We start from the raw sequence: 360 nt of genomic DNA, 5'->3' as shown, positions 1-360 counted from the left end.
GGCATAGGCTTTAGTGCCTACTCTGCTGACTTTACTAACTATTATTTTGGTATTGAGCAAAGTGAAGTTACCTTGCTGCGTCCTGCCTATAAAACCAATGCCAGCAGCAGCATTATGCTTGAGTTTCATGCTGAGTACCCGCTTAACCAAGACTGGGTGTTTTTAGCCGGCTGGTTAACGACTTTATTTTCTAAAGAAATTGACGACAGCCCTATTATTTCTCAAGGGTACCAACACAAAGCCAAGCTAGGCGTGCGTTATGTATTTTAGACGCTGGTGTTATTTACTATTAGCTTACCCTGGCAGTTTACTCGCCGAGGTGCCCCAAGAGGTAACCGCACTTAGTGCAATACCTAATAC

At 43.9% G+C, this 360-nt stretch carries 1 protein-coding gene; it reads left to right on the top strand.

Annotated elements, in window-relative coordinates; translation table 11 throughout:
- Positions 1-270 (top strand): MipA/OmpV family protein (locus AAEY62_RS20890; RefSeq protein ID WP_350636216.1); only part of this gene is annotated, 270 nt, incomplete at its 5' end.
- Positions 271-360 lie beyond the last annotated feature (90 nt).

This window comes from Pseudoalteromonas sp. GW168-MNA-CIBAN-0100, assembly GCF_040309225.1.
GTDB classification, from domain to species: domain Bacteria; phylum Pseudomonadota; class Gammaproteobacteria; order Enterobacterales; family Alteromonadaceae; genus Pseudoalteromonas; species Pseudoalteromonas arctica.
The sequence above is the reverse complement of the archived record's forward strand: the minus strand, read 5'-3'. Positions and strand labels throughout refer to the sequence as shown.